The following is a 24,552-nucleotide window of genomic DNA, read 5'->3' as shown; positions in this document are numbered from 1 at the left end:
GCCGGCGCGACGGTGTCAAGAGCTCCGACCCGCGCTCCTCGGGCGTGGGGCTAGCGTGGGGCTGGCGTGGAGCTGCGGGAGGACGAGCGGCGCGACACGACGGAGGTGCGGGCATGACGGATGCGGACTGGTCGACCGAGCCAGGCTGGAGCGGGGATGCCGCGACGCGAGCAGGCGGGACCGGGCCGGGACTCCTCGGTCCCCGACTGCATCAGAGCTATGCCGCAGCCGTCCCCGAGCTCTCCGTGCCCTGGGCGGCCGACGCTCCGCCCGAGCCGAACCTCGTCTGGCTGAACGAGGACCTCGCCCGGGAGCTCGGCCTCGATCCGGATCAGCTGCGCACACCGCAGGGGATCGCGCTGCTCACCGGACAGGTCGACGCGCAGGGCCGACCCCGCGATCCCGCGGCATCCCCGGCGGATGCCTCGTCCACGGCGGACTCCGCCGAGCCGTTCACGACGGCCCAGGCCTACGCGGGGTTCCAGTTCGGCAGTCCCAACCCGCAGCTCGGCGACGGCCGGGCCATGCTGCTCGGCGACCTCGTCGACACCGCCGGGAACCGTCGCGACCTGCACCTCAAGGGGTCCGGGCGCACTCCCTTCGCCCGCGGCGGGGACGGGAAGGCGCCGCTGGGGCCGATGCTGCGGGAGGCCGTCGTCGGCGAGTCCATGCACGCGCTCGGCATCCCCTCCACGCGGGCGCTCGCAGTGATCGCGACCGGGGAGCGGATCGCGCCGCGGCAGGGCGTCGTCCCCGAGCCGGGTGCGATCCTCGTGCGCGTCGCCGCGAGCCACCTGCGCGTCGGCACCGTCCAGTTCGCCGCCTGGCATCACGACCTCGAGGTGCGCCGGGCGCTCGTCGACCATGTGATCGAGCGGCATCATCCCGCCGCGCGCAGCGCCGAGAACCCTCCGCTCGCGCTGCTGCGAGCGGTGATGGAGGCGCAGGCGGAGCTCGTCGCGCAGTGGATGCTGATCGGCTTCGTCCACGGGGTGATGAACACCGACAACATGGCGCTCTCCGGAGAGGGCATCGACTACGGTCCGTGCGCCTATCTCGACGCACACCGCCGGGGTGCCGTGTTCAGCTCGATCGATCACGGCGGACGCTACGCCTACGGCAACCAGCCCGGCATCGCGCTGTGGAACCTCTCGCGCTTCGCCGAGACGCTCCTCGAGCTGATCGACCCTGACGAGCCCGAGGCCGCCGTCGATGCCGCGACCTCGGTCCTCGAGGAGTTCGACGCCTGCTACCAGCGCGCTCACGCCCGAGGCCTCGCCGCGAAGCTCGGCATCGCGGTCGACGGACCGGATGCGGCTGACGGACCGGGTGCGGCCGACGGCCGGGACGCGGTCGCGGGGAGCGCGGCGGCGGAGGGGAGCCTGCTTCGGGAGGTGCGCAAGCTCGGGGAGGAGCTCTTCGCCCTGCTCGAGGCGCAGAGCATCGATCACACGGGCTTCTTCCGCGCGCTCGCCGAGACCGACGCGCTCGCCGAGACCGACGCGGATGCTGACGCCGATGCGGACGCGGGCGCCGAGCCTGGCGCCGATGCGGGGACCGGCCCCTCCTCCCTCTTCGGGGATCCGGAGCCCTTCACGGCCTGGCACGAGCGGCTGGAGGAGCTGCGCGGTCGGGCGGCCGCGGCCGACGACCCGTCCTCCCCGGCCGTGCGCGCCGAGGAGGCGCGCCGGGCGATGCTGCGGGCCGACCCCGTCCACATCCCCCGGAATCTCGCCCTCGATACCGCTCTGCGGGCAGCGCACCTGGGCGATCTCGCCCCCTTCGAGGAGCTCATGGAGGCGGTACGCGAGCCCTTCGCCCGTCGGCCGGGCCTCGAGCACCTCGAACGCCCGGTGGGGGACGACGGCGGCTTCATGACGTTCTGCGGCACCTGAGCCAGGCTTCCGCCGCAGTTCAGCCAGGTCATCGCTGCAGCTCGGACGGCCTGTCGCGGCAGCGGGGATCGGGGCGCGCGGACGCCGTCGGCCGCCCACCGACCGCTTCGGTGTGGTGGACGTCACACTCGGATCGGTGCATGCTGTCGGGGCGGGGAGCACTGCGGATGTGCTCCGGAGGGGTTCCTCGCCGCCGTCGCGGCGACCGGGCAGCCGGAGCGCCATGACGGTCGGACCGTCGATCCCGAGCATCGGAGAAGACCGTGAACCCCCTGCTGAACTACGACTGGGCGGGACTGGGGCTGAAGATCCTCGCCGCCGTCGTCGTCATCGTCCTGACGGCGATCCTCGCGTCGCTCATCAAGTCGGGCGTCGCCAAGCTGACCCAGAAGGTGCCTGCGCTGCAGCGGCCCGGGGCCGACGGTGCCGGCATCGGCGCAGCCCTCGGCACCATCGCCTCGCTGCTCGTCTGGCTGCTGGGCCTGATCGTCGTGCTGGGGATCTTCCAGCTGTCGGGAGTCCTGAGCCCTGTCACTGGGATGCTCGAGCAGGCGCTCACCTTCATCCCGAACATCGTCGGCGCGGTGTTCGTCTTCATCATCGGTCTGACGATCGCCAAGATCGTCCGGGCGCTCATCGTCACCGCGCTGAACGCGGTGGACTTCGGCAGGCTGCTGGGCACCGCCCAGTCCGGGTTCGAGCGCGCCACCGGAGGCGTCACCTCCACCGGTCGCGCCGGTCAGCCCGCGCAGCAGACCCAGCCCGCGCAGCCTGCACAGACGGATCAGCAGGGTCAGGTGGGACAGCAGGGACAGCAGCAGGATCAGGTGGGACAGCAGGGCCAGCCGGGCCAGCCCGCCCCGCAGGGCGGCTCGGCTGCGGCGGGGCGCTCCGGATCCCAGATCGCCGACATCCTCGGCTCCGTGGCGTTCGCGCTGATCATGATCGTGGTGTCCATCGCGGCACTGCAGATCCTCGGCATCGCCTCGATCTCCGACCCGGCGTCGGCGATGCTCACCGCGGTCTTCACCGCCATCCCGAACATCATCGCGGCCGTGGTGCTGGTGGGCCTCGGCGTGCTCATCGCCCGCTTCGTCTCGGGGCTCTTCCGACCGATCCTCGAGGCCTCCGGGATCGACGGCTGGCTGATCAAGCAGGAGATCCTCCCTGCGGGATCCTCGGTCGTGCCGACGGTGCTGCGGATCGTGGAGATCGCCGTCGTGCTGTTCTTCGCGGTGATGGGTGCTCAGGTGCTCGGCTTCCCGCAGATCACCGCGATCCTCTCCGAGATCCTCGCGCTCGGCGGGAGCGTCATCTTCGGCGGTGCGATCATCGCCGCCGGCTTCCTCATCGCCACGATCGTCGGCAAGCTCCTGTCCGGCACCGTGTCCGTCGTGGTGCGCTGGGCGATCATCATCCTGTTCACCGCCATGGGCCTGCAGTCCATGGGCGTGGCCGACTCGATCATCGAGATGGCCTTCGGTGCTCTCGTCATCGGCGGTGCGGCCGCGGCGGTCCTCGCCTTCGGTCTCGGCGGGCGCGACGCCGCCGCCCGTCAGCTGGCGCGGCTCGAGAACGCTCAGCAGGAGAAGGCGCCTGCCGGCGCGGGCTTCGGCTCCGCCTCCGCGCCCGACGCCGGGCTGTCGGCCCCGGGTTCTGCCCCGTCGGCCCCCGGAGGGAGGCCCGGCGGCGCGCCCGGCTCCGATCCGACGACGGACCCCGGCCCGAACGTCTGACGATCGGCGTATCGTCCCTGGTCCCCGCAGGCGGCGGCGCCGGACCGCCGCCGTCTGCGGACAGATCCGCGGCCCCGTCCACCTCGCCGGTGGGCGGGGCCGCGGCATGCCCGGGTCGCCGGCTGAGGGGGCTCCCGAGGGTCGACCGGATAATCCGTTGCCCCGTCGGCGACGGCGGGTCTAGCGTGGAGGCACACAAGGAAGGAGGTGATCCGAGGAATGATTTCCCATCGGACATGTGAGGTGGCTCGCCGCTGAGGCGACCATCGACCTGATCCGCCTCGGCGGACCTTCAGATCGACGGACCTGCAGCGAATACCACCGAGCTGCCGGGACCCGCAGGGGTCGGAACTCGTCCATCCGGCCAGCGCGATCGCGCGACCTGCGGGTCCTCCCATGCCTTCTCCGCCCGCTGCCCCCCGGTCCGTCCGCCCCGGTCCGTCCGCCCTCGGCCCGTCCACCTCCGGATCCGTCCGTCCCCGGGTCCGACCGGACTCCGGCGATACGCTCGGACCATGAGCCAGCCCTCCGCCGAGCAGACCCCCGCCGTCGAGCTCATCGCTCCGACGATCGACGAGAGCGCCGTCGTCCGCGTGCCCGGGCCGCGCCGGGACGCTCCGATCGTGATCCTGCTGCACGGCCTCGGCAGCCACGAGCGGGACCTCGTGGGCCTCGCGCCGCACCTGCCGACCGACTTCCGCTACGTCTCCCTGCGCGGCATCTTCCGGTACGTCCAGGGATACGCCTGGATGGACTGGCCGCTGGACCCGTCGGACCCGACGTCCCTGGAGACGTCCGCCGCCGCCGTGGAGACCTGGATCGGGCAGCAGGATGCGCCCGTCGTCGGCGCCATCGGCTTCTCCCAGGGCGGGTTCCTCGGCCTCCAGCTGCTGCGGCGCAACCCCCGTGCGCTCGACTGGATCGTCCAGCTGTCGGGAGCGCCGTTCCCCGCGCCGATGCCGGGGGACGCCGCGCTCGCCGAGCTCGCACCGCGAGCGCTGTGGGGTCATGGCGGGCTCGACCCGCACTTCGACCCCGAGCGGGAGGACGCGGTGCGCGGATTCATGCGCGCCCACTTCACCCTCGAGGAGGAGCGCCGCCCCTACCTCGGCCATGCGGTCGACGAGGTCGAGCTGCGCGCCATCGCGAGCTTCCTGCAGCGTCGCGCGGACGAGCGGGCCGCGCTCTCCTGAGGCGGCGACCCGTCGTCGGCGGAGTTGACGGAGCCTTTGCCCACAGGACGCTGACAGGGTCCAGGATCGTGGTTGTAGCATTCCGTCATTCCGCTGCGAAGGACGCGGCGGGCACGAGGAGCACCAGGAGATCATGAGCGCCGTCGGCGACGCCCCCTGTGACAGTCCCAGGCCTTCGGGCCTGACATCGCACGCATCCCCCGACGGGGACCGTCCCGACGCCGGCGACAGCGCCGACGGCGGAGACAGCCCCGAGGACGGACATAGACCCGGGGTCGGATCCCGGCCCCTCCGCGGGCCAGAGGACGACCCAGCACCCCACCGAGGACGCACTCCCGGTCAGGACCGCCGATGGAACTGATCGGCATCCTCCTCTCCCTCGGCGCCAGCCTGCTGCTGATCGCCGCCTGCGGCGGATTCGTCGCCGCCGAGTTCTCCCTCATCACCGTCAACCGCAATGACGTCGAGGCCGCCGCCGAGTCCGGTGACAAGCGCGCCCAGGGCGTGCTGCACGGCATGCGGACGCTGTCCACGCAGCTCTCCGGCGCGCAGCTCGGCATCACGGTGACGAACCTGGCCATCGGCTTCCTCGCCGAGCCCGCCATCGCCGACATCGTGGCGCCGCCGCTCGAGGACCTCGGCGTGAACGCCGTCGCCGCACGCTCGGTGTCCGTCGCGATCGCCCTGGTGCTCGCCACGGGCCTGACCATGGTCTTCGGCGAGCTGGTCCCCAAGAACCTCGCGATCGCCAAGCCGCTGGGCACGGCGAAGGCCGTCGTCGGCTACCAGCGGGTGTTCTCGACGATCTTCGCGCTGCCCATCCGCCTGTTCAACGGGAACGCCAACGTGATCGTGCGCCGGCTCGGCGTGGAACCGCAGGAGGAGCTCAGCTCCGCCCGCAGCGCCGAGGAGCTCTCCGCCCTGGTCAACCGCAGTGCGGCCGAGGGCTCGCTCGCCGCGGAGACCGCCCATCTCGTCCAGCGCACCCTCGCCTTCGGCGATCGCCGCGCCCACGATGCGATGGTCCCGCGCGGACGCATGGACTCCCTCGACGTCGACGACTCCGTCGCCGACATGCTCGAGCTCGCCCGCGAGTCCGGCCACTCCCGCTTCCCGGTGCTGACCGAGGAGAACGAGATCGCGGGCGTCGCCCACATCCGGCGGGCGCTCGCCGTGCCGTTCGAGCAGCGCGCCGACGTCGCCGTGGACACGATCATGGACGCCGCCACCTTCGTCCCCGACACCGTCCCGCTCGACGACCTCATGGACACCCTCCGCGCCGGCGGCCTGCAGATGGCCGTCGTCGTCGACGAGTTCGGCGACCACGCCGGCCTCATCACCCTCGAGGACCTCGTCGAGGAGATCGTCGGCGAGGTCCGCGACGAGCACGACGAGGAGACCGACGACCGCCCCGAGCCCGACGGCTCCTGGGACCTCGACGCCCGCCTGCGGCCCGACGAGGCCACCGAGCGGCTCGGCGTGACGGTCCCCGAGCACGAGGACTACGACACCCTCGGCGGACTGGTCACCATGGAGCTCGGCCGGCTCGCCGAGGTCGGCGACGAGATCGTCGTGGACACCGATCCGGCTCCCGGTGAGGACCCCGCGCGCCTGCGCATGGAGGTCCGTGAGATCGACGGCCTGCGCATCGAGACCGTCCACGTGAAGGTCGAGGCGATGCCCGAGGACGACGAGGCCGACGATGACGGCCGTGAGAAGCGGGACGGCCGCGAGAAGCGGGAAGCGCGCGAGAAGCGCGACAGCCGCGAGAAGGAGGACCGACGATGAGCGACCTCACGGGCATCGCCCTGACCCTCGTGCTGCTGCTCGCCAACGCGTTCTTCGTCGGTGCCGAGTTCTCCCTGATCTCCGCCCGACGCTCGATCATCGAGCCCAAGGCCCTCGAGGGCAGCTGGGCGGCCAAGGTGACGCTCTCGGCGATGGAGCAGGTCTCCCTCATGCTCGCGGGCGCTCAGCTCGGCGTGACCGTCTGCTCCCTCGCGCTCGGTGCGATCAGCGAGCCCGCGATCGCGCACCTGCTCGAGGTGCCCTTCGAGGCCGTCGGCGTGCCGGAAGCGCTCCAGCACCCGATCTCGTTCGTGATCGCCCTGTCCCTGGTGACCTACCTGCACGTCGTCTTCGGCGAGATGGTCCCCAAGAACATCGCACTCGCGGGCCCCGAGCGGATGGCCCTCATCCTCGCCCCTGTGCTCATGGGGTTCGCGACCGTGCTGCGGCCCGTGCTGTGGAGCTTCAACGCCGTCGGCAACCTGACGCTGCGGATCCTCGGCATCGAACCCAAGGACGAGGTGACCAGCGCCTTCACCCGCAACGAGGTGGCGGCCATGGTCAGCGAGTCCCATGACGACGGGCTCCTCGAGGACAACGACGAGGCGCTCCTCCTGGGGGCGCTCAGCTTCGATCAGCGCAGCGTCGCAAACCTCGTCATCCCGCTCGCGCAGGTGACGACCCTCCCCGAGGGCGTCACGGCCGAGCAGGCCGAGGACGCGGCCGTCGAGGGCTACTCCCGCTTCCCCGTGCGCTCCGCGTCCGGGGAGCTGACCGGCTACGTCCACATCAAGGACCTCCTCGAGGCCGACGCCGAGCATCGAGGCCTGCCGATCCCGTCCTCCCGCATCCGGCACCTGCCGTCCGTCGGATCCGATCAGCCCCTCCGACAGGCGCTGACCAGCATGCAGGCCTCCGGCGCTCATCTGGCCGCCGCGACCGACGACGAGGGCGCGGTGATCGGCATCGTCACCCTCGAGGACATGCTCGAGGAGCTCGTCGGCCAGATCCGCGACGACTCCCGTCTGGCCGCCTGACTCTGCCGCTCGACCCCCCGCTCGACCTTGCCGCTCGACCCCGCGCACGGCTCCGCTGTGCGCGGGGTCCCGCGCACGGGACGGGCGGAGCGGACAAAATGGGGTCATGAGCATTCCCCTCGGCCCTGCTGCGCCCGAGCCCGGCAGCACCCCACCGCTCCGGCCCGCCGCTCCCGCGTCCCCGTGGTCGGGGGAGATGCCGGCGTTCCGGCAGGCCGGATCTGAGCCGGAGGGTCCCGCCGTGAACGTCTGGACGGCGGCGGTGCAGCGGAACCCGCAGCATGCGCAGGCGTACGCCGAGCGGTGGCGGCGGATGGCCGCCGCGGGGAAGGACATCGTCGGGGAGGCCCGGCTGATCGATGCGATGGCGGAGCGCGGCGCGAGGATCCTCGACGCCGGCTGCGGGACCGGGCGCATCGGCGGATATCTCGCAGCGGCAGGGCACCGGGTCGTCGGCGTCGATCTCGACGCCGAGCTGATCGCGATCGCGAAGCAGGACCATCCTCGGTCCCGCTGGGAGGTCCAGAACCTCGCGGAGCTCGATCTGCGCGATGACGACGGCCGACGGATGCTGTTCGACCTGCAGGTCAGCGCCGGGAACGTGATGACCTTCCTGGCGCGGGACGAGCGTCGGCCCGCGCTCGCCCGCCTCGCCGAGCACCGCGCCGACGGGGGCCGTCTCGTCGTCGGCTTCGGACTGGGGCGCGGCTACTCGGCCGACGCCTTCGCGGCCGACGCCGCCGCGTCGGGCCTGGCCATCGAGCAGCGCTTCTCGTCCTGGGACCTGCGCCCGGCCGACGACGACTTCCTGGTCGCGGTGCTCTCGCGCCGCTGACCGCTGGGCGCTCCCGTGACCGCGCGGGCGCTCAGGTCTCGTCGCCGTAGGACTCCTTGCCGGGGATGCTCGTGACCGTGGTCAGCAGGAACACGGAGTCGTCGAGCGCCTCGACCGAATGGCGGTGGTGGGTGAGCGCCTCGATGCTCCCGGTGGGCAGCTCGACGGACTCCTGGCCCGTGACGCGGACCCGGCCCCGGATCACCTGGATCGACGCGGCGGGCGGGGAGTTGTGCTCCGCCAGACGCACCCCCTGCATGAGGGCGATGACGGTCTGACGCAGCGGGCCGTCGCTCACCAGCAGCTCGGCGTGGCGCCCGTGCTCGGACTTGCGGGCCTGGTCGATGGCCCTCTGGATCTCGTCGGACAGGGCAGCCATGGGAACCTCCTGGTCGCGTGGGGTGACGAACCCAGTATCCGACAGCGTGCCGTGCGCGTCAGGCGAACCGGGGAACCGTCGGTCCGCCGTCGGCGAGGTCTGCCCGCCCGCGGCGACTCAGCGCTGCGGCGGCTCAGCGCTGCGGGGGATCCGCGAGCGCTCGTGCCTCGGCGAGGAGCTCGCGCTCGCTGACGCCCAGTGCTGCTGCGGCGGCGGCGACGTCGCGGAACTCGGGCTCGCGCCGCACGACGGTGCCGTCGGACGCATGGGCGACCTTCACGGCGATCCGATGCCCGCGCACCTCGATCGTCTCGAACGCCCGACGACGGATCACCCTCTCCACCCGGTGCATCCGGACGCCGAGGCTGCCGGTGCGATCCATGATCGTCGCCGCGGCCGAGTCGGCAGAGTCCTCCCTGACCAGCGCGTGGACCGTCACGGCCGGGCGACCGCGCTTCATGACGATCGGGGTGATCCAGGCGTCGAGCGCGCCCTGCGCGAGAAGGGTGTCGACGACGCCCGGCCACAGGCGCGGATCGAGGTCGTCGACGTTCGCCTCGAGCTGGAGCGCGGAGGTCGGGGTGTCATGGGCGTCGGCAGGTGCGGCCGACGGAGCACCGGGACGGCCGACGAGCACGCGCACGACGTTCGGGCGGCCGGGCGTGTCCTTGGTGCCGGCGCCGACGCCGAGGGCCTCGAGCGTCATCGCCGGCTGCGGTCCCGCGACCGACGCCAGCCCCCGCACGAGAGCCACCCCGGTCGGGGTCGCGAGCTCGCCGATGCCGGGTGCCACCCCGGCAGGAACGCGGCGCCCGCCCTGCTCATGCGGACCCCCGACCATGTGCGCGGGCAGGTCGGCCAGGTGCGCGGGCAGGTCGGCGTCGGAGTCCGGGACCTCGAGAGGATGCGAGTGCGCATGAGGATGACCATGGTCGGCTGAGTGATCATGACCGTGCTCGTGCTCGTGCTCGTGCTCGTGCTCGTGCTCGTGCTCGTGGTCGTGATGGTGACTGTGCTCGTGATCGTGACTGTGCATGTGGCCGCGCGGGGGGAGGAGCTCGCCGGCGACCGTCGGCCAGCCGACGGCGAGGCGGGCCACCGCCGGGACGGGGACGGGGATGTCGCCGTGCGCGGCACGGATGCGGCCCGAGCCGACGGCGATGACGCTGCCCGCGCCCTCGGTGATCCCCAGCTGCCGCCATGCCTCGCAGGCTCCGATCACGTCGGCCAGGGAGTCGAGCGCCCCGACCTCATGGAAGTGGACGTCGTCGGCCGGGACCCCGTGGGTCGCACCCTCGGCGTCGGCGAGGCGCCCGAACACCTCGAGCGCCAGGTCGATCGTGCGGTCCGGGACGTCGGGGTTCCCGCGGGAACGCTCCAGCAGCTCACGGATCGACGCCCAGGTGCGGTGCGGCGGATCCTCGACGAGGACCTCGACGTCGACCTTCGCGGCCCTCTGCCCGCCCCGGTCCACACGGTCGAGCACGAACCTCACCGAGCCTGGGACGAGGGCGTCGAGCACCCGCTGGACACCCTCGAGATCCGCGCCGGCGTCGACCAGCGCCGCCAGCAGCATGTCGCCGGCGATCCCGGCGGTGGCGTCGATGTACGCGAGGCGGCCAGGGCCGACGGCGCGAGAGCCGACGGGCGGAGGACCGACGGCGGGGGAGGGGGCGGAGCTCGAGGTCATGTCCCGATCGTAGGGTGCCGACGAGCGATGGCTGCGGGCCGACGGGCGGCGGGAGCGCGGCTCACCCCTCGTCGCCGGCGCCGATGTCGACCTGCCAGATGATCCCGAAGCGGTCCGTGAGAGCGCCGTACCGGTCGCCCCACACCTGCAGCTCGAGGGGCATCACGATCTCCCCGCCGACGGCGAGCGCCTCGAAGGCGCCGCGGATCAGCGGCTCGTCGTCGCCCATGAGCGCGAGGGAGATGTTGTTGCCCACGATGTGCGGATGCGGGGTCATGCCCTCGACCCAGTCCGCCGCATACAGCTTGATGAGATCGTCGACCTCGAGGCTCGCGTGCATGATCAGGTCAGCGGCGGGATGGTCCTCGGGGACGGCGCCGAAGCTGCCGAAGGTCGCGAACGTCGGCGTCCCTCCGAGCGCCTCCCCGTAGAAATCGAAGGCTTCGCGGGTCGTGCCGGGAAAGCTCAGATAGGGGTGGAGTGCTGCGGGCATGACGCCCTCCTCGGAGTCGATGCGCCCGTTCTACCGGCCGCGGGCGCGACCTCGGGCTCGCGCGCATCGTAGGCCCGCGAGTCGTGGTGACGGAAGGGTCCGGACGACAGGGGTCGACGTCATCCGCGACATCGGACTCGACGTCGATTCCGATGTCGAGTCCGATGTCCGGTCCGACCTCCGGCCCGGCTCAGAGGCCGTCGGCCTCCTGGCGGAGACGATCGAGGTCCCGAAGGGCAGTCCAGCGCCGACCGGAGTCGATGATGCCCTCCTTCTTCCAGCGGCTCATCGTCCGGGAGACGGACTCGGGCGTGGAACGGGCGAGGCCTGCGAGATCCGCTCGGGAGAGGGGGACCTCGAGCAGGATCCCGTCCGGGCCGTGGTCCTCGCCGAGCTTGTCCGCCAGGCGCAGCAGGGCCATCGCGACCCGCTGGGGGACGGTCTCGGTGACCTGCCCGCCGATGTCGGCGCGGGCTCGGGACAGACGCTCGGCGACGTCGTCGAGGACCCGCAGGGCGACCGCGGGCTGCTCCGTCAGGACCTGGCGGAAGTCCGTCTGACTGATGCGGAGGGCGCAGGTGCCGACGAGCGCGACGGCCGTCTGCCGATGACGGGGCTCGCCGAGGGTCCCCATCGCCCCGAACAGCTCGCCGGGCACGAGCAGATCCGTGACCGTCTCGGTGCCGTCGGGCGTGAGCTGGGAGAGCTTGACCCTGCCCTCGGCGACGATGAACAGCGCATCGGCCGGCTCGCCGGCCCGGAAGATGGGCTGGCCCGCGGCGAAGCTGCGGGTGAGGAGGAAGGAGTCGATGCGCAGCATCGCCTCCTCGCCCAGGCCGTGGAAGTACGGCGTGCGCCCCAGGACCTCGAGGCGGACGGGGAGCGGGCACTCGTGCGGGAGGGCGATCTCCCGCAGCGGGATCGCGCGCCGGGGCGCCGCCGCTCGGTCGGCATGCTCCTGCGGTTCTGCCACGACGCCCTCCGCTGCTCCCGGCTCGATGCCTCGGGCCGACGCTCGACGACGGCTCCCGGCCTGGCCCCAGCAGGCTATCGGCCGACGGCGGAGCGCACCGGGACCGACGGCGGATGCTCCGATGCTCCTTGCGGAACGGGCTGCGGAACGGGCTGCGGAACGGGCTGCGGAACAGGGTGCGGACGATTGACGGCCGTCATGGGACGCCGCTCGACGGTTTCCTACCGTGAGGGCATCTCGAGGGGAACGCCCCCCGAGGAGAGCCCCGGAAGAAGGCACATCATGACCACCAGCACCAGCACCAGCACCAGCACCAGCACCAGCACCAGCACCAGCACTCGCACGGTCCTCCGCGCCGAGGGCTTCAGCTGCCCGTCGTGCGTCGCGAAGATCGAGAAGCAGGTCGGACGCCTGCCCGGTGTGGAGGACGTCGCCGTCCGCTTCGCCTCCGGACGCGTCGAGGTCACCCATGATCCCGCCCGGACCAGCACGGACGACCTGGTCGCCGCGATCGCGAAGGCCGGCTACTCCGCCGCCCCCACGGCCTTCTGACGGCCCGCCGACGAGCAGAGGCATCCTCCATGAGCACGCTCATCCGACGATCTCGCGGCCCCTGGACCATCCCGGTCCTCTCCGGTCTCCTCATCATCGCGGCCGTCATCGCCTCGCTCTCCGTCGGGGTCAGCCCCTTCGGCGGCGGCCACCGGGAGCTCGGACTGTCGCTCGACGGCCCGCTCCCGCTGGTCGCTGCGGACCTGCTGATGATCGCGGCGGCCATCGTCGCGGGCACCCCGATCCTCGTCGCCGCGCTGCGCGCGCTGCGGGTCGGCACCGTCGGGATCGACCTGCTGGTCTCGGTCGCCGCCCTGGGGGCGCTCGTCATCGGCGAGCTCTGGGAGGCCGCCGCGGTGACCTTCCTGTTCGCCGTCGGCCATGCGCTCGAAGCCCGCACGATGGACCGCACCCGCTCCGCGCTCCGCGAGCTGATCGAGGTCGCGCCGGACACGGCGGTCGTGCTGGAGGACGGCATCCAGCGGGAGGTGCCGGCCACGGAGGTCCGCGTCGCGCAGACCGTGCTGGTCAAGAACGGGGCGAAGGTCCCCGTGGACGGCATCGTCCTGGACGGCTCCGGCGCGCTCGACGAGTCCACCATCACCGGTGAGTCGATCCCGGTGGAGAAGGCCCCCGGCGACCAGGTCTTCGCCGGCACTGTCTCCACCGGCGGCCTGCTGCAGGTGCGAGCCGTCGGCGTCGGCTCCAGCACGACCCTCGCCCGGATCATCCGCCGCGTCGAGGAGGCCCAGGACGCCACCGCTCGCACCCAGTCGTTCCTCGAGCGCTTCTCCGCCTGGTACACCCCCGGCATCATCGTCCTCGCCGTGATCGCCGGTCTCATCACCGGGGATGTCGTCCTCGCGCTCACCCTGCTCGTCATCGGCTGCCCCGGCGCGCTGGTCATCTCGATCCCGGTGGCGATCGTCGCCGGCATCGGTCGCGGAGCCCGCGACGGTCTGCTCATCAAGGGCGGCGAACACCTGGAGACCAGCGCCCGGATCGATGCCGTCGCCCTCGACAAGACGGGCACGCTCACCGAGGGCCGCCCTCGCCTGACCGACGTCGTCGGCCTGGATCCCGCCCTCGATCGCGAGGACGTGCTCGGCTGGGCCGCGCGCGCCGAGGCCGGCTCCGAGCATCCCCTCGCCCGCCCCGTCCTCGAGGCGGCCGACGAGGCCGGCATCCCCGTCGTCGGCCTCCCCGAGAGCACCGACCCCGTGCCCGGCAGGGGCGTCGTCGCGATCGTCGACGGGCACCGCGTGATCGTCGGCAACCCGGCCCTGCTCGCCGACGAGCGGATCGACGGGGCCGACGGGAGCCGTGGGGCCGACGGGAGCCGCGGGGCCGACGGCAGCCGCGCCGCCGCGCGGGCACGCCAGGAGGCGGAGCGGCTCGCAGCTCGCGGACGGACCCCGATGATCGTCGCCGTCGACTCCCGCCCGATCGGTGTCCTCGGCGTCGCCGACCGCCTGCGGCCCGACGCGGCCGAGACGGTCCGTCGTCTCCACGCCGTCGGCGTCCGGAAGGTCGTCATGCTCACCGGGGACGCCCGCCCCGTCGCCGAGGCCGTCGCCGCCGAGATCGGCATCGACGAGGTCCGCGCCGAGCTGCTGCCCGAGGACAAGCTCGCCGCGGTCCAGGAGCTCCGCGCCGACGGACGCACCGTCGCCATGGTCGGCGACGGCGTCAACGACGCCCCCGCCCTCGCCGCCGCCGACGTCGGCGTGGCCATGGGTGCGGCCGGCAGCGGCGTCGCCATCGAGACGGCCGACATCGCTCTCATGGCGGACGACCTGCTCCGGCTCCCTGCAGCGATCGGCCTGGCTCGCCGCACCGTCGCCGTCATGCGCCAGAACATCGTGATCGCCCTGGTCACCGTGATCGCCCTGCTGGCCGGGGTGCTCCTGGGGGACGTCACGATGGCGATCGGGATGCTCGTCCACGAAGCCTCCGTGCTGCTGGTCATCGGCAACGGCATGCGTCTGTTGCGATCCCGCTCCGGAGATGTCGTCGGCCGTCGGGCCGGAAGCCCGGCCGACCGAGCTGGCGGCGGTCCGGCCGACGGGCGGTCGGGCGGCAATCGGGCGCCACTGGCGCATCTGCGGGTCAGCTTCGGCCTGGCAGGGCTGGTCGGAGGCCGCCGAGGCTGAGCAGTGCGAGAGCGATGAGTGCTGCGGGTGGCTTCAACCCGAAGGCGAGCCGGGTGATCGATCGGATCTCGGTGTTGGTCGACTCGATCAGACCGTTGGACAGGTCACCCCGGCTGTGCGGGCGAGGTCGAGCGCGATCGCGGCCAGCGCGGTCCAGGCACCTTTGGCGGTGAACGCGCCGGAGGGGCAGTGGGCCAGCGGCCCGTGCTTGAGGTCGGCGATGACCTGCTCGATGATCGCCTGGTCGCGGTGGGAGGCCTCCGCGGCCGGCATGCCCAGCGGGGAGTCCGTGAACACCGCGTGGTGGCGATACGCATCCATCAGTCCGCCCTGCTCACTGCCCCATGGCGGGGGTTCAGCCGTTTCACGCGGTGCACGATCAACCGGGCCGTGACGTGCTCCTTCTTCGTGCGGGAGGTGAAGGCGGTGCAGGCGATCTCGGCGACCTCGGCTCCGGGTGACATACGCCCGACCTACCAGGACCTGTCCGTCCTCTGGTGCTCCGATGCCATCCCAGATCACGTCGAGCGTGGTCATCGTGCGCGCCTCTTCTGCAGCTTCGCGGCACGCAGGCGGCCGATGTCGCTGCGCAGCGGGTCGACGACGTCGACGACGTCGTCGAGGACGCCGATCGCGCGGAGCACCGGGGCGACGTTGCCGAAGCTGACGCCGCTCTCTCCCTTCTCGATCCGACGCAGGGTGTCACGGGTGATGCTCGCGCGCTCAGCGACCTGCTGGGCGGTCAGACCGAGCACCATGCGCCATCCGCGCACGTGCTCCCCGAGCTCCTGCATCTCCCGGTCGATGTGATAGCCGGCCATGACAACTCCTCTCCTCTATGAAGAGTGTGCTCGCCGTAGCAAGTCGTTACGACGAGGAGGCTCGCCATAAGGCCGTGGATCGCGTCCCGACGGGCCCTCGCGCGGGGTCCGCGACGTCGTGGGCGGCCGCGAGATCAGCGAGAGCACGGGCCGCGGGCGCACGATGTGTCCATGACGATGATGGACACGAACACGGGTAAGGCGCCCTGTTCGACCCCGCGCAGACCCCGCCATATGCTGACATCGCGCACACCGTCCTCCTGAGCACTGGTCCCTGTTTCCTTGACAGTTCAGAAACCTGCTATGAGCACGGCGTGCGCTCGTCACGTCACGCTCCACGCACCCACAGATGCGTCAGAAGCGCCGGAAATCGATGGTGCCGCGGACGCTCGGATGATCCGATAGGGGCATGACCTCGCCGTCGCCCGCACCGCCCGTCGGCCGGATCCTGCGATCGCTCGGCCTCCCTGCGGCGCCGCTGCGCGAACCGGACTGGCCCGGCGAGGTGAACAGGGTGGCCGTCGCCGGACCCGCGGGCCAGCAGGTCGTCGTGAGATGCCAGCGTTCGGACGCGCCCGGGGCTGAGGTCCTCGCCGAGTTCGAGCGCGAGCGATGGGCGTCCGACGCCGCCCGGGCCGTCGGGATCCCGACCCCGAGGATCCTCGCCGTCGGGCACCTCGACGGCTGGGCGTACTCGGTCCAGGAGCTGGTCACCGGCACCCTCGGCGAGCATGCCCCGGACGACGGCCCGCTCTGGCGCGAGCTCGGACGGCTCACCCATCAGGTCTCCCGCATCGACCTCACCGATGCTCCGGACGGTCTCTTCAGCCGCTTCGGACGCGACCTCGACGTCGCATGGCGGCAGCATCTCGAGTACGGGCTCGCCGAGCTCGCCCCCGGCGATCCCCTCGTCGACCTCGGCGTCTACCGCGATGCGGACCGCGAGAGGCTGCGGGAGATCCTCCTGCCGATCGGAGCCATGGCCGGGGCTGGGGTGGGTGCCGGTGCTGGTGCCGGTGCTGGTGTCGGCGCTGGAGCTTCAGCCGATGCCCCGCTGCGCCAGGGACTCCTCCACGGCGACCTCGCCCTGCGGAACCTCCTGATCACCGACGACGGCGAGGTGGTCCTCATCGACTGGGGAAGCGTCCGCACCGGCCCCGTGCCGCTCCAGGAGGTCGTGCACCTGCTGGGCATGGAGGACTGGATCGCCACCGCCGAAGGACGGAAGTACGAGGGCCGCGGCCCCGGTGAACAGGGCATCCGGGCCTTCCTCGAGGGATATCTGGACGCGCAGGCCGACGAGCCCGAGCCGCAGGAGCCGCACTCGGGGCAGGGCTCGGAGCCGCACTCGGGGCAGGGCTCCATCCGACCTCCAGCACCCGAGCGGGTCGACCGGCTGCTCGAGCAGGCCCGGGCTCTGCAGATGCTCGAGACCATCGACCTGGTGCGCTGGGCCATCGACCGGGCACCCGACCAGGTCGAGCAGCGGGCGCAGGTGGCCCGGGACCTGGTCGCCCGTGTGCTCGGGTGATCCGGACTCGGCTGGGCTGGGCCGGGCTGGGCTGGTCAGGGATGGGCTGGTCCTGGCCGGGCTGGGCCTGACCGGGCTCCCCGGGGTCCTGTCCATGATCGGTAGATGAGCGGCACCTGCCTTGCATATGACGGGGCAGATGCTCCTCATCTGCTTCTTATGGTCAGTGCCCGCTCTCCGGGGCTGGGTTCAGGCTGCTTGGGGGCTGGATCGGGCGTGGTTCAGGCTGCTCGGGGCTGGCTGGGGCTGGATCGGGCCGGGATCGGGCTGGCTGGGGCCGGGATCTGCTCTGGATCAGGCCGGTTGGGGCCTGGCTCCCGGGGGTCCTGTCCATGATCGGTAGATGAGCGGCACCTGCCTTGCATATGACGGGGCAGATGCTCCTCATCTGCCATCTGTGGACGGCATCCGGTCCCTGGGGTGGTCTGAGGGGCATCGGGCAGTGCCGGCATTACTGGCAGTGCCGGCATCACTGGCAGTGCCGGCACTACTGGCCGGGCTGGCCGGGCTGGCAGACTGGGGGCATGACCGACACCCCGGATCCCCGCGTCGCCGTCTATCTGGACTTCGACAACATCGTCATGTCCTGGTACGACCGCGTCCACGGGCGCAGCGCGTACAGCAGGGACCGGCAGAAGATCGCCGAGGATCCCACTCAGCCGGAGATAGCCGAGAAGCTCGCCGCCGCGACGGTCGACGTCGGAGCGATCATCGACTACGCGGCCTCCTTCGGCTCGCTCATGCTGACCCGCGCCTATGCCGACTGGTCGGCGCAGGTGAACGCCGAGTACCGCTCGCAGCTGGTCGCCCGCGCCGTCGACCTCGTGCAGCTGTTCCCCGCCGCGGCCTATGCGAAGAACGGGGCGGACATCCGTCTCGCGGTCGACGCCGTCGAGGACATGTTCCGGATCCCGGCGCTGACCCATGTGGTGATCGTCGGCGGCGACTCGGACTATGTCCCGCTCGCCCAGCGGTGCAAGCGTCTGGGCCGTCGTGTGATCGGCGTGGGCGTGGCCGGGTCGACCGCGAAGTCCCTGGCGGCGGCCTGCGACGAGTTCGACTCGTACGAGACGCTCCCGGGGGTCCGGGGCACGGAGAAGGCTGCGGCGGTGGTGGCGAAGCGCGGCCGGAAGGGGCGGGGCGGCTCGCGCTCGGAGAGCGCCGCAGCTGCAGCGGATGGGCAGACGGCGGTCGAGCCGTCGACCGAGGAGCAGACCGCGCAAACCGTGCAGGACAAGCAGGACAAGCAGGGCAGGCCGAGCAGGCAGTCTGCGCAGGACAAGCAGGACAAGCAGACGCAGGGCGCCGGCTCGAAGCGGGGCGGTGGGCAGAAGGCGGATGGGACGTCGGAGTCCCGCGACGACCAGAAGCAGCCCGAGCAGAAGCAGTCTGATCAGAAGCAGAGCGGACAGAAGCAGTCCGACCAGAAGGGATCGGGCCGGGACGGCGGCGAGGCGAAGGCTGAGAGACCCGAACGGGCTGAGAAGTCCGAGGAGCAGGCCACGGGCCGGGGCCGGGGCCGAGGTCGGAGCCGGTCGAAGGCGGCCGATGAGAGCGAGCCTCTGACCTTCGAGCTGCAGTTCGACGACGGGCGCGGGGGCCGTGAGGACGACCTCGACGGCGACCATGACGGCGATGACGACGACCACGACGAGGACCTCTACGAGGTCGCCGCGCGTCTGCTCGAGCGGGCGCTGCACCTCAGCGATCCCGACGAGTCCGAGTGGCTGCACAGCTCGGCGGTGAAGACGTACATGCGCCGCATGGATCCGTCCTTCAGCGAGAAGGCGCTGGGCTTCCGCTCCTTCTCCGACTTCCTCAAGCACTACGACGACATCGTCGAGCTCTCCGAGCGGGGCAACGAGCGCCTGGTGCGCATCCGCGACGACGTGCTCTGAGACGGCGATCTCTGGGACGACGTGCTCTGAGGCCGGGGGTCCGGTGCGGTCTCCGACGGCCGGGCCCGGGAAGGGGCCCGGCCGTCGGACGGATCAGCCGAGCAGCCCGCCGAGGTTCCCGTTCAGTGCGGTCAGGCCGATGCCCGCAGCGGCGAACAGGACGAGGACGATCGCCCAGCCGATCATCGCCAGCAGGTTCAGGGCGATGCCCCAGCCGGCGCGACCGCGGGCGAAGGGCTCGCTGCCGAGCGAGCTGAAGCCGAGGATGAGTCCGATGACGGGGGCGATCAGCGTCCACCCCGCCAGGAGCGAGCAGATGCCGAGCAGGAGGCTGGCGGTCCCCTTGCCGGTCCCGTGGTGGGCGATGGTGCCGTAGGCGGTCACGTCTGGTCCTTCTTCTGCGATGGTCCCCGCGTCCGCGGGGGAGGTCCGCCCGGTCCTCCGGGCTGATGACCTCACAGTAGGAGCGGGGCGGAGGCCGACGGATCCACCTGGGGGATGGTCCTCGTCCACCCGGGGGTGGATCCTCAGGTGATCCGTCTTCCGAGCAGGAGCTTCAGGCCTTCGGCGACCAGACCGCACAGCACCCCGACGAGGGTGCCGACCACCAGGCTCGAGGCGGTTGCGGCGCCCCGCAGCAGCACGGCCTGCACACCGGGAGCGAGGTCGGCGAGGTTCCCGCCGAGGCGGGGCGGACCGTCGGGGAAGGACTGCGTCCACAGCAGCTGGTGCACGGCGGCCAGGAGGACGGCGTGGACGAGGCCGACGGCGAGCAGGGTCAGCAGCGGCCGAGGGACTCGTGCCAGCAGCGCGGTCGCGATCCAGACGACGGGCGGCACGGCGACGAGCAGCGCGTTGACCGCCGTGCCCTCGTGGATCAGACCCAGGTCGTGGAGGACCACGCGGGGAACCGCGAGCAGTGCGAGGCCGACGACGGCGAGCATGGGGAGGCCCAGCCGGTGCGGGAGAGGGGCGGGAGGAGGAGCGACAGGAGCGTCGGGAGCAGGTCTGGAGGAAGGGCCGGGTGACGTGCTGGAGGAGCGGCCGGGCGGGGGATTGGAGGAGGGGGCGCGGCGAGTCATGCTGACGAGGCTAGGAACGGGGGCGCCGCGCCGTCGTCGGCCGTCGGTCGCCCTCCCGACCGCTCCCTGACGCAGACTCCGTACGTCGCGGGGCGACATCCTGGAGGACCGTCGGCCGACGGGGCGGGGCGTACCGTGGCGGGTGAGCGAGGAGGCTCCGATGACATATCCCGTGCTCAGCTGCACCGCGATCGACGCCCGCGATGCGCGTGCGCTCGCCGACTTCTACGCCGCCCTCCTGGATCTGCACTGCCGGCCCGGGGACGAGGCCCCGCCCCCGCCCGAGCCCGACGACACCGACTGGATCGTGCTGCTGGACCGCGCCGAGCGGCGGGTGCTCGCCGTCCAGGCGAAGCCCGATCTGCGGCCCTCCACCTGGCCCAGCGAGGAGATCCCCATGCAGATGCACATGGACTTCAGGGTGCCGGATGCGGAGGAGCTCGAGGTCCAGCGGGCTCGGGCGGAGGAGCTCGGGGCGCATCTGCTCATGGACCGGTCCGACGACCCCGAGGAGCCCCTCTACGTGATGGGCGACCCCGAGGGGCACCCGTTCTGCCTGCTCATCGGCTGATCTCGCGAGGGCCCTGCGTCCCGTCGGCAGCTCGACGGCCCGTCGTCGAGGGGCCGTCGAGCTGCCGACGGGCGCTGCGCTCGAGGTGGGCGGCGACCGTCGGAGCGACCTCGTCGAGCGCCCGCGGGGGCAGATAGGCGGTTGCGCCGGCGTCGAGCATCCGGCTGACGGGGCCGGCGCAGTGCACCCCCAGCTCCTCGTCCTCGATCTCGGTGATCAGCAGGGTGGCCTGCGGGAACTGCGCCTTCAGCGCTCCGATCAGCTGCGGGCTGACCGGTGGGACCAGCAGCACCTCGGCCGACGGCGGCGCCTCGTGCAGATCGAGCACCAGGAAGCCCTCGCCGAACTGCTCGGCGAGGCGAGAGCGCGCCGAGGCCGAGAGCTCCATCGCGGTCGCCACCACGGTCACATCCCCGCCGGCGTTCCCGCCCGCGTCCTCGGGCAGGTCCTCGGGCGCATCCCGGCCCTCATCCCCCGCTGAGGCAGCGCGATCGCCAGCAGGGCGGGGCTCCGACAGGATGTCGCCGACGAGGGTCGCCGAGTGCAGGGAGACGGCGCCCCGGGACTCTCCCGAGCGGCGGAGCTCGATTTCGAGTCCGGGACCATCCGGGTCCGACGCGGCCTCGAGCAGGGCCGCCACGTCGGCCGGCAGCGAGTCGAGATCGAGACGGACGCGCTGAGGGCGTCGGCCTCGACTTCTGGCGGGACGGGGATCGGGAGGTCGCGGGGTCATCTGTCCTCCTGGTCGTCCGCGGTGGACCGTGCGGTGTCCACTATGCGCCATCGCCGATGTCCTGCTTCGGTGGAGCGCCTGGGGATCCGCTGTGTGACAACGCTTTCCGATAGCCTTCTCGGGTCGCGGCCTCTCGGGTCGTGACCTCTCGGGTCGTGACCTCTCGGGTCGAGGCGGAGCGAGCGAAGGAGCTGCGAGAGATGGGTTCCGATCCCACCGGAGGGCCCGTTGCGTCGGCCGACGAGGCAGAGCGGGCGCAGGCTGAAGAGGCAGCGCAGGCGCAGGCCGGTGCCGGATCGCGGCCGACGGGCCTGCTGCTGGACCTGCAGGAGCGGGCCGTGGGCGTCGACCCCGCAGCACTGCGCTTCTCGTGGATCGTGCCGATGCTCGGCGACGCGATGCAGCGCTCCTACCGCCTCCAGATCCTCCGGGCCCCCATCCAGGATCCCGGGGCCGGGCCGATAGCGGCGGATGGCGCTGCGGAGAACGGGGCTGCTGAGAACGGGGCTGCTGAGCCTCGGGCCGCGGACGATGGGGCTGTTGTGTGGGATTCGGGCGAGGTCGGCTCCGCGGCTTCGACAGGCGTCCTCGTCCAGGACCTCCCGCTCGCTCCCTCGTCCCCGTACTGGTGGCGGGTGCGGGTCGCGACAGCCGCCTCCGACGGGCATGCGCTGACCAGCGGATGGTCGGAGCCGTCGCTGTTCACGACCGCCCCGGATGCCTGGCCCGCGGTGCCGATCTGGGCGCCCGCGCGGTCGGGCCGCGTCCCCGACTGGGCGCTGCTGCGCACCGAGGTCGAGCTGCCGGACGTCCCCGTGCGCGCGGCCTTCGTCGAAGCCGTCGGCCTCTCGCCCGACGGCGGCCCGGAGGGCGGGCCGTGGGTCCGCAGCGGATCGTCGGCCGACGACGCTGCCTATGTCGATGATGCCGACCATGCTGACGGCACCGATGATGCCGATGATGCTGACGGCCCTCGGGGCGGGCGCCAGCACGTCTACAAGCTGTGGGCCAACGGTGAGGTCGTCGGCTTCGGGAGCGTCCGCAGCGGCGATGAGCGGCCTCGCCTGCACACCCACGACCTCGCCCATGCGCTGCGCCCCGGCCGCAACGCGCTCGCGGCGCTGTGCTGGGCGCAGCACGGCCGGCAGTTCGCCGCCCGACTCGTCGTCGTCCTCGCCGACGGCACCCGGATCGAGCACCTGACCGGCCCCGACACCTGGCAGGCGATGGCCGGGGACGCGCTGCTGCCGGGGGAGGGGAACATCGGCGGATGGTGGTACTTCGCGCCCGCGGAGGACTGGGACCTGCGGGCGGAGCCCGTGGGCTGGCTGCTCCCCGGCCTCGAGGAGGCGCCCACGGGAGCCTCGCCCTGCTGGGGACCCGCGGCGGCCGCGGCACCGCTCCCCGCGCCGCCGTCGCCCGCGACCGTCAACCTCGACCTGACCGTCGGTGCCTCAGCGGAGCTGCATCCCGTCGGACCACGGACCTGGGGATTCGATCTGGGCCGGGAGATCGTCGGCGGACTGCGCGTGCGCTGCTCCGGACGGAGCGGCACCCGGATCGGCGTGCGGCTGGGGGAGCAGCGGGACGAGCACGGTCGCGTCGTGTCGGAGATGCCCACCGGCAACGTCTACGAGGAGACCTGGACCCTCCGCGACGGCCTCCATGAGATCGAGCACTGGGGCTATCGGGCCTTCCGGTACGGCGAGCTCGAGCTGCTCGACGGCCCGGCATCGACCGCATCGGCCGCATCGGCCCCTCCGACCGACGTCGCCGAATCCCTGCAGCTCAACCCGGTGATCCTGCATTCCCCGCACCACCATACGGGGGCCTTCTCGTCGTCGGACCCGGACCTCGACCGCGTGCACGAGCTGTGCCGCCGCTCGATCGAGGCGACCACGCTGGACCTCTACCTCGACACCCCGGCACGGGAGCGGCTCCCCTACGAGGGCGACGCCTACGTCAACCAGCGCTCCCAGTACGCCTGCGAGCGCTCGTTCGCGCTCGCCCGGACCTCGAACGCCTATCTCGCGCGCCGCCCCACCTGGCCGGCCGAGTACCACCTCATGCCCGTGCTGATCGGCTGGGAGGACTACCTCGCCACCGGCGACGACGCCCAGCTGCGCTCCGATCTCGAGCTGTGGCGGGCGGTGAACTACGACCGCCATCTCGCCGACGACGGCCTCCTCCACAAGGACCCGGGCACCTCCAGCGCCTGGGACGCCGACCTCGTGGACTGGCCCGAGACCTGCCGGGACGGCTACGAGTTCACGCCCGTGAACACCGTGCTGAACGCCTTCCAGACCGCCGCCCACGAGACCCTCGCCCGGATCTGCGCGGTGCTCGGCCGACGGTCGGACGCCTCCCATCACACCGAGCTCGCCGAACGGCTGCGCGCCGGCATCGAGGAGCAGCTCGTGCGGCCGGACGGCACCTACCGCGACGGCGTCGGCAGCGAGCACTCCGCCCAGCACGCGAACGCGATCCCCGCGGCCCTGGGGCTGGTCCCCGAGGAGCGTCGGACGGCAGTCGCCGATGCGCTCGCCGCGGGCGGCATGCGCATGAGCGTCTACGGAGCCCAGTTCCTGCTGGATGCGCTGTTCACCCTCGGCCGGGCCGACGACGCCATCGCCCTCATGACCGCCCGGGGCGACCGCTCCTGGCTGCACCTGATCGACGACCTCGGCGCGACGATCGTCCCCGAGGCCTGGGATCCGTCCCTCAAGCCCAACATGACCTACTCCCATGTCTGGGGCACCGCACCGGTCGGAGCGATCGCGCGCTGGGTCCTGGGCGTGCAGGTGGTCGCGCCCGGTGCGGCGCGCCTCGACATCGCCCCTCAGCCCGGGCCGCTCACCCGCTTCGACGGCGTCGTGCCGACGATCCGCGGCGACGTGAGCGTGCGCTTCCGCCGATCCGGCGGCGGTGCGGCGGCTGGGGTGGGCGGTTGCGCTAGTGGTGTCGGCAGTGCGGTGGGTGGCGACGCGGTGGACGGTGACGCGGTCGGCGACGAGGTGGTGGGCGGTGAGGCGGCGGTGCTCGAGGTCAGCCTGCCCGCGAACACCGTCGCCATGGTCCGGTTCGGGGACGTCGACCGGGAGGTCGGCCCTGGAGCCACGCGGATCGAGGTCACCCTGCCGCGCTGATCAGGCAGGTCCCGGTCCGGCAGGTTCCGGTCAGGCAGGTTCAGGT

General features: G+C 72.2%; 22 protein-coding genes and 2 pseudogenes. 13 read left to right on the top strand and 11 right to left on the bottom strand.

What is annotated here, in order from left to right; translation table 11 throughout:
• Positions 1 to 113: 113 nt before the first annotated feature.
• The 6 genes from ACZ5AJ_RS13770 (at position 114) to ACZ5AJ_RS13745 (ending at position 8,484) form a co-directional block, all read left to right on the top strand.
• Positions 114 to 1,895, top strand: coding sequence for a protein adenylyltransferase SelO (locus ACZ5AJ_RS13770; protein ID WP_464135609.1), 1,782 nt, complete (start codon positions 114 to 116; stop codon positions 1,893 to 1,895).
• 263 nt (positions 1,896 to 2,158) lie between these two features.
• On the top strand, positions 2,159 to 3,631 hold the full coding sequence (locus ACZ5AJ_RS13765; RefSeq protein WP_464135608.1) for a mechanosensitive ion channel: 1,473 nt from the start codon (positions 2,159 to 2,161) through the stop codon (positions 3,629 to 3,631).
• Between the two features lie 515 nt (positions 3,632 to 4,146).
• Entirely contained in the window at positions 4,147 to 4,824 is a 678-nt protein-coding gene (locus tag ACZ5AJ_RS13760) for an alpha/beta hydrolase (RefSeq protein ID WP_464135607.1), read from the top strand.
• A 351-nt stretch (positions 4,825 to 5,175) separates the two neighbouring features.
• Entirely contained in the window at positions 5,176 to 6,612 is a 1,437-nt protein-coding gene (locus ACZ5AJ_RS13755; protein WP_464135606.1) for a hemolysin family protein, read from the top strand.
• Positions 6,609 to 7,649, top strand: coding sequence for a hemolysin family protein (locus ACZ5AJ_RS13750; protein ID WP_464135605.1), 1,041 nt, complete (start codon positions 6,609 to 6,611; stop codon positions 7,647 to 7,649). The genes ACZ5AJ_RS13755 and ACZ5AJ_RS13750 overlap by 4 nt, the downstream gene beginning before the upstream one ends.
• A gap of 106 nt (positions 7,650 to 7,755) precedes the next feature.
• Positions 7,756 to 8,484, top strand: coding sequence for a class I SAM-dependent methyltransferase (locus ACZ5AJ_RS13745; protein ID WP_464135604.1), 729 nt, complete (start codon positions 7,756 to 7,758; stop codon positions 8,482 to 8,484).
• Between the two features lie 31 nt (positions 8,485 to 8,515).
• Here ACZ5AJ_RS13745 and ACZ5AJ_RS13740 read toward each other — a convergent pair whose 3' ends face one another.
• The 4 genes from ACZ5AJ_RS13740 to ACZ5AJ_RS13725 form a co-directional block, all read right to left on the bottom strand.
• Positions 8,516 to 8,863 carry a cupin domain-containing protein gene (locus tag ACZ5AJ_RS13740; protein WP_464135603.1) on the bottom strand — a complete coding sequence of 116 codons (348 nt, stop codon included), beginning with the start codon at positions 8,861 to 8,863 and terminating at the stop codon, positions 8,516 to 8,518.
• A 133-nt stretch (positions 8,864 to 8,996) separates the two neighbouring features.
• The gene (larC, locus tag ACZ5AJ_RS13735) at positions 8,997 to 10,553 is read right to left on the bottom strand and encodes a nickel pincer cofactor biosynthesis protein LarC (RefSeq protein WP_464135602.1); all 1,557 of its coding nucleotides are present in this window, start codon (positions 10,551 to 10,553) and stop codon (positions 8,997 to 8,999) included.
• Positions 10,554 to 10,614: 61 nt separating this feature from the next.
• On the bottom strand, positions 10,615 to 11,046 hold the full coding sequence (locus ACZ5AJ_RS13730) for a VOC family protein (protein WP_464135601.1): 432 nt from the start codon (positions 11,044 to 11,046) through the stop codon (positions 10,615 to 10,617).
• Between the two features lie 190 nt (positions 11,047 to 11,236).
• Positions 11,237 to 12,019 carry a Crp/Fnr family transcriptional regulator gene (locus ACZ5AJ_RS13725; protein ID WP_464135600.1) on the bottom strand — a complete coding sequence of 261 codons (783 nt, stop codon included), beginning with the start codon at positions 12,017 to 12,019 and terminating at the stop codon, positions 11,237 to 11,239.
• Between the two features lie 282 nt (positions 12,020 to 12,301).
• Between ACZ5AJ_RS13725 and ACZ5AJ_RS13720 the strand changes: the two genes are divergently transcribed.
• On the top strand, positions 12,302 to 12,571 hold the full coding sequence (locus ACZ5AJ_RS13720; RefSeq protein WP_464135599.1) for a heavy-metal-associated domain-containing protein: 270 nt from the start codon (positions 12,302 to 12,304) through the stop codon (positions 12,569 to 12,571).
• Between the two features lie 29 nt (positions 12,572 to 12,600).
• Positions 12,601 to 14,724, top strand: coding sequence for a heavy metal translocating P-type ATPase (locus ACZ5AJ_RS13715; protein ID WP_464135597.1), 2,124 nt, complete (start codon positions 12,601 to 12,603; stop codon positions 14,722 to 14,724).
• On the opposite strand, the pseudogene ACZ5AJ_RS13710 reads toward ACZ5AJ_RS13715, so the two are convergent.
• The 4 genes and pseudogenes from ACZ5AJ_RS13710 to ACZ5AJ_RS13695 form a co-directional block, all read right to left on the bottom strand.
• Positions 14,681 to 14,827: pseudogene (locus ACZ5AJ_RS13710) on the bottom strand (ISL3 family transposase); the annotation flags it as partial. The gene ACZ5AJ_RS13715 and the pseudogene ACZ5AJ_RS13710 sit on opposite strands and share 44 nt — an antisense overlap.
• On the bottom strand, positions 14,812 to 15,045 hold the full coding sequence (locus tag ACZ5AJ_RS13705) for a hypothetical protein (RefSeq protein WP_464135596.1): 234 nt from the start codon (positions 15,043 to 15,045) through the stop codon (positions 14,812 to 14,814). The gene ACZ5AJ_RS13705 and the pseudogene ACZ5AJ_RS13710, both read right to left, overlap by 16 nt.
• Positions 15,045 to 15,188, bottom strand: a complete 144-nt coding sequence (locus ACZ5AJ_RS13700; protein WP_464135595.1) for a hypothetical protein — start codon at positions 15,186 to 15,188, stop codon at positions 15,045 to 15,047. The genes ACZ5AJ_RS13705 and ACZ5AJ_RS13700 overlap by 1 nt, the downstream gene beginning before the upstream one ends.
• A gap of 69 nt (positions 15,189 to 15,257) precedes the next feature.
• A complete protein-coding gene (locus ACZ5AJ_RS13695) occupies positions 15,258 to 15,545 on the bottom strand; it encodes a helix-turn-helix domain-containing protein (RefSeq protein ID WP_464135594.1) in 288 nt (95 codons plus the stop codon).
• A 409-nt stretch (positions 15,546 to 15,954) separates the two neighbouring features.
• On the opposite strand from ACZ5AJ_RS13695, the gene ACZ5AJ_RS13690 reads away from it, so the two are divergent.
• The 3 genes and pseudogenes from ACZ5AJ_RS13690 to ACZ5AJ_RS13680 all read left to right on the top strand — a co-directional run bounded on the left by ACZ5AJ_RS13690 (position 15,955) and on the right by ACZ5AJ_RS13680 (position 18,974).
• The gene (locus tag ACZ5AJ_RS13690) at positions 15,955 to 17,076 is read left to right on the top strand and encodes an aminoglycoside phosphotransferase family protein (protein ID WP_464135593.1); all 1,122 of its coding nucleotides are present in this window, start codon (positions 15,955 to 15,957) and stop codon (positions 17,074 to 17,076) included.
• A gap of 524 nt (positions 17,077 to 17,600) precedes the next feature.
• Positions 17,601 to 18,165 (top strand): annotated as a pseudogene (locus tag ACZ5AJ_RS13685) (NYN domain-containing protein); the annotation flags it as partial.
• 20 nt (positions 18,166 to 18,185) lie between these two features.
• Positions 18,186 to 18,974 carry an OST-HTH/LOTUS domain-containing protein gene (locus ACZ5AJ_RS13680; protein ID WP_464138773.1) on the top strand — a complete coding sequence of 263 codons (789 nt, stop codon included), beginning with the start codon at positions 18,186 to 18,188 and terminating at the stop codon, positions 18,972 to 18,974.
• 93 nt (positions 18,975 to 19,067) lie between these two features.
• Here the strand turns inward: ACZ5AJ_RS13680 and ACZ5AJ_RS13675 are convergent, their stop codons facing one another.
• The gene (locus ACZ5AJ_RS13675; protein ID WP_464135592.1) at positions 19,068 to 19,358 is read right to left on the bottom strand and encodes a hypothetical protein; all 291 of its coding nucleotides are present in this window, start codon (positions 19,356 to 19,358) and stop codon (positions 19,068 to 19,070) included.
• A 143-nt stretch (positions 19,359 to 19,501) separates the two neighbouring features.
• Positions 19,502 to 19,918 (bottom strand): hypothetical protein, encoded by a 417-nt coding sequence (locus ACZ5AJ_RS13670; protein WP_464135591.1) that lies wholly within the window; start codon positions 19,916 to 19,918, stop codon positions 19,502 to 19,504.
• 298 nt (positions 19,919 to 20,216) lie between these two features.
• Between ACZ5AJ_RS13670 and ACZ5AJ_RS13665 the strand changes: the two genes are divergently transcribed.
• Positions 20,217 to 20,627: a VOC family protein gene (locus tag ACZ5AJ_RS13665; RefSeq protein ID WP_464135590.1), complete on the top strand. Its 411-nt coding sequence runs from the start codon at positions 20,217 to 20,219 to the stop codon at positions 20,625 to 20,627.
• Here ACZ5AJ_RS13665 and ACZ5AJ_RS13660 read toward each other — a convergent pair.
• Positions 20,617 to 21,267 carry a hypothetical protein gene (locus ACZ5AJ_RS13660; protein ID WP_464135589.1) on the bottom strand — a complete coding sequence of 217 codons (651 nt, stop codon included), beginning with the start codon at positions 21,265 to 21,267 and terminating at the stop codon, positions 20,617 to 20,619. The genes ACZ5AJ_RS13665 and ACZ5AJ_RS13660 overlap by 11 nt on opposite strands.
• 293 nt (positions 21,268 to 21,560) lie before the next feature.
• On the opposite strand from ACZ5AJ_RS13660, the gene ACZ5AJ_RS13655 reads away from it, so the two are divergent.
• Positions 21,561 to 24,506 (top strand): family 78 glycoside hydrolase catalytic domain, encoded by a 2,946-nt coding sequence (locus ACZ5AJ_RS13655; RefSeq protein WP_464135588.1) that lies wholly within the window; start codon positions 21,561 to 21,563, stop codon positions 24,504 to 24,506.
• Positions 24,507 to 24,552 lie beyond the last annotated feature (46 nt).

The organism is Brachybacterium zhongshanense, from assembly GCF_055385755.1.
Note: the sequence above shows the minus strand (reverse complement) of the source record. Positions and strands in the feature narration are given on the sequence as shown.